Origin of the sequence: Arthrobacter silviterrae (assembly GCF_011045165.1) — a bacterium.
In the GTDB taxonomy this organism is placed as follows: domain Bacteria; phylum Actinomycetota; class Actinomycetes; order Actinomycetales; family Micrococcaceae; genus Specibacter; species Specibacter silviterrae.
On sequence record NZ_JAAKZI010000069.1, the window covers coordinates 1 to 3298 of the forward strand.

Consider the following 3298-nt stretch of genomic DNA (forward strand, 5'->3'; position numbering starts at 1 on the left):
CGTCGTCGCCGTGGGCAAGATCGCCTCCATGCTGGCCAAGGCCATCGAGAACATCCCGGCCCTGATGCCGGTCGCCGTCGCGGCCGGGACGGCGCGCTTCACCCGCGACCCGTCCGAATACGCCGCGGCCGGGCCCTCGGCGGCGGGACGTTCTGCCGGCACGGGGACCACCCTGGCCAGTGCCGGGACCGGCGGCGCTGCCAGTGCTGGGACCGGCGTGGCCAACGCTGGGACCGCTATTGCCACCACGCGGACCGGGCTGGCCAATGAGGGGACCGGTGCCGCCGCCAGTCCGGGGACCGGCGGGGAGATCGGGGTCGGCGCCGGCCCCCGGTACGGCCGCGGCGTGCAGCTGCACCTGGTCTTCTCCCACGCCGAAACGCCGGAACAAGCCAGGGAAACGCAGACAGCACAGGAGGATGCACGATGAACCAGCCCAGCACCGCGACCATCCCGGCGGGGCCGGTGGACCCGGTCAGCACGGACCTCTCACGGATCCTGCGGGCCCTGAAACTCTCCGGGCTCAAGGACACCCTGCCCGAACGCCTCGTGCTGGCCCGCCAGCAAAAGATGGGCCACGCGGCGTTCCTGGAACTCCTGCTCGCCGATGAACTCTCCCGCCGCGACTCCCGCTCCGCCACCCTGCGCGCCGCCCGGGCCGGACTGGACGCATCCATGCGCCTGGAAAGCTGGGACGACGCCGAGGACCTGAGCTACGACCGGATGCTCCTCTCGGACCTGTCGACCCTGGCCTTCGCCGAGGCCGGGCACTCCGTGCTCCTGCTGGGCCCGGTCGGGGTCGGCAAAACCCACCTCGCCACCGCCCTGGGCCACGCCGGGATCCGGCGGCGCATGAGCGTGCACTTCACCCGCGCCGACAAGCTCTTCACCCGCCTGCGGGCCGCCCGGCTCGACAACAGCCTCGAGGCCGAAATGCGGCGCATCGCCGCCGTGGACATGCTCATCGTGGACGACTTCGCCATCAAGGCCCTCGACGCCACCGAGACCAACGACTTCTACGAAATCGTCGTTGAACGCCACCGCCGCAAATCCACCATCATCAGCTCCAACCGCGAACCCGCCGAATGGATGGCCATGACCGCCGACACCCTGCTGGCCCAATCAGCCATCGACCGGCTCACCCAAGGCGCCCACACCCTCGTCATCGAAGGCCCCTCATGGCGCCAACGCAACACCGGAAACCAGCGCCCCACCCTTGATGAAAACAAGGAGACCCGCAATGCTAAATAACACTAACGAGTGGTCCCATACTCGTGGCAAAGCGGTGGTCCCATCCCGCTGGCAAGCGACACTCTCCTGTATCTTCAACCCTAAAGACCCGGATAGCTACCAAAAAACCACTAAAATCACACCTGGTTCCGGCGGGTTGATGCAAGGTTCGGTGGTGCAAGGATTAGCCGGGGGTGTCCGGATGCCCGTGAACGAGTTGACGGTGGGCGTTCCATTGGTCCCGTTCGGCCGCGGTGGCGGGCCGGGACCTGGCCGCGAGATGCTCCTGGGTGTGCTCCAGCGCCGTGGACCACGGGCGGCGGGCATCTTCCAGGGTGCCCAGTGGTTCGGTGTTCGTGGCCGCAACGACCTGGGAGATCCTGCCCGGGCTGCGCCCGGTCACCGCGGCCAACAATGTCTGCCTCACCCCATACCGGGCGGCCAGTGCAACAGCCTGGCGTTCATATTCCTCAACGTCGGCCAGCTGTTTGGCCAGTGCCGCCCGGTGCCGGGCCAGCTCCCACGCATAGTGGGCGAGTGACTCCTGGTCTTCCGTCAACTTCCTCACCATGATATAAATGTATCACGGTTAAAAAACTTTAGATAAGTAAAGTATATTTACTTGACATAATCTTCATTATCGGTACCGCCGAGGTGAGGGGGCCCGAAAGAGGCCCCTTCTCACTTTTCGCAGACTGTAAGTTAGATGGCTGCATACAAGGGCGAGGTAGCCTGGCAAACTCGAAGTTACGTGGCCAGCCTCCAGCCGCGTGGATAGCCATGGCATCGGATCACCCCACGTTTACCCCACGGAAACGATCGAAAATGACCACATATGAGCACCTGCGGCTGGTGTGAAAATGATGCAAAACCGGCGGAATATCAAGGATTTAGCAACCTACCGCGACTGCCCAAAACTGTCCTCCCCAGAGAGGAGGTCAGGAGTTCGAATCTCCTTAGCTCCACCCCGAAAGCCCCCTGAGCTGCGGTAAACGGCAGGTTGGGGGGCTTTTTTCATGTCTCAAACGTGGGCCGAAAACAGCGGATGTAAACGTTATTTATTGTAGCCGGACCTTAATATCGGGGTGGTTCTTCTCGACCCAGTCGGCCATCCGGTTGCCCCGCAGCGTTATGAACTTCAGCGAGGCTTCTCGAACCCTGATGTCCTCGTCCTTCGTGGTCGGGACGCCGGGACGCCGGGACGCCGGGACGCTTGAAGTTCTCGTCTTCCTCCAGGAAGAAGTCGGTCTTTCCCTCCGGCGTCGCGAGGTCCTGCGGCGGCTTCGACGCCCATGGTACGTGCAATTCTTGTTGCATTGGCCTTCCTGAAAGTCTTCAGGGTCACCCAGTTGTACCCAATCGAATCCGCCACCTTGCGCCAGAGTTTGCCGACGTTGTTCGCATCGCACACGGTTCCGGTGGTGGATGGGAAAATTAGGTTCAGCGAGTTTGGTGTTCTGGATTCGGTTTGGCGCTTACTTCGTTCACGCAACTGCTCAACCAAGAAGTCGGGAATGGTCAGGTGTCGGATGCCGTGTTGGGATTTGGGGTGGTTCTGGATGCGGACGCCACCTGCAGTGGTTCTAATGACGGTCGCATTGATGAAGACCGTGGGCGGTTCGGCATCCAAGTCAACGTCGTTCCAGCGGAGCGCGAAGAGTTCCCCGGGTCGGACCCCGGTCGCGATCAGGAAGTCTGATATCTCATGGAGTTCCTGTGTGCGCGGCCGGCCGAGGGCAGGAGCTGTTTCCCAATGGATGAGCTTCTGCCGCAAATCTTGATACTGCACAGCATCTAAGGCCTGTGGTTTCCCCGTCCGGTTTCGTGGGATTGAAACCCCTATGACCGGGTTGACCGTGACGGCACCGTGTCGAAGCGCTACCTTAAACATCCAGGACATGACGGCCCCGCAACTTCTCGCGGTTGAGGGTCCTACATCATCAACAAGGTTTCGAATACGGGCCGCATTCTTAACTGACGAGTGCGCGCCTTGACGAGGCCTCGGCGTACGATTTTCCGCATTCTGATTGCGTCTCCCTATGCGACGCATCAAAATATGAACAGGAAA

Annotated in this window: 3 protein-coding genes and 1 pseudogene; 2 read left to right on the top strand and 2 right to left on the bottom strand. The window is 62.1% G+C overall.

Features of this window, described 5'->3' with window-relative positions:
* Positions 1-430, top strand: a pseudogene (locus G6N77_RS19355) (hypothetical protein); the annotation flags it as partial.
* Complete coding sequence (gene istB / locus G6N77_RS19360) at positions 427-1251, top strand: IS21-like element helper ATPase IstB (RefSeq protein WP_165183805.1); 825 nt, start codon at positions 427-429, stop codon at positions 1249-1251. The pseudogene G6N77_RS19355 and the gene istB, both read left to right, overlap by 4 nt.
* A 163-nt stretch (positions 1252-1414) precedes the next feature.
* Here the strand turns inward: istB and G6N77_RS19365 are convergent, their stop codons facing one another.
* Both G6N77_RS19365 and G6N77_RS19370 read right to left on the bottom strand, forming a co-directional pair.
* Complete coding sequence (locus tag G6N77_RS19365; protein WP_165183806.1) at positions 1415-1801, bottom strand: hypothetical protein; 387 nt, start codon at positions 1799-1801, stop codon at positions 1415-1417.
* A gap of 567 nt (positions 1802-2368) precedes the next feature.
* Positions 2369-3298: site-specific integrase (locus G6N77_RS19370; protein ID WP_205678451.1), on the bottom strand; the 930-nt coding region annotated here is incomplete at its 5' end.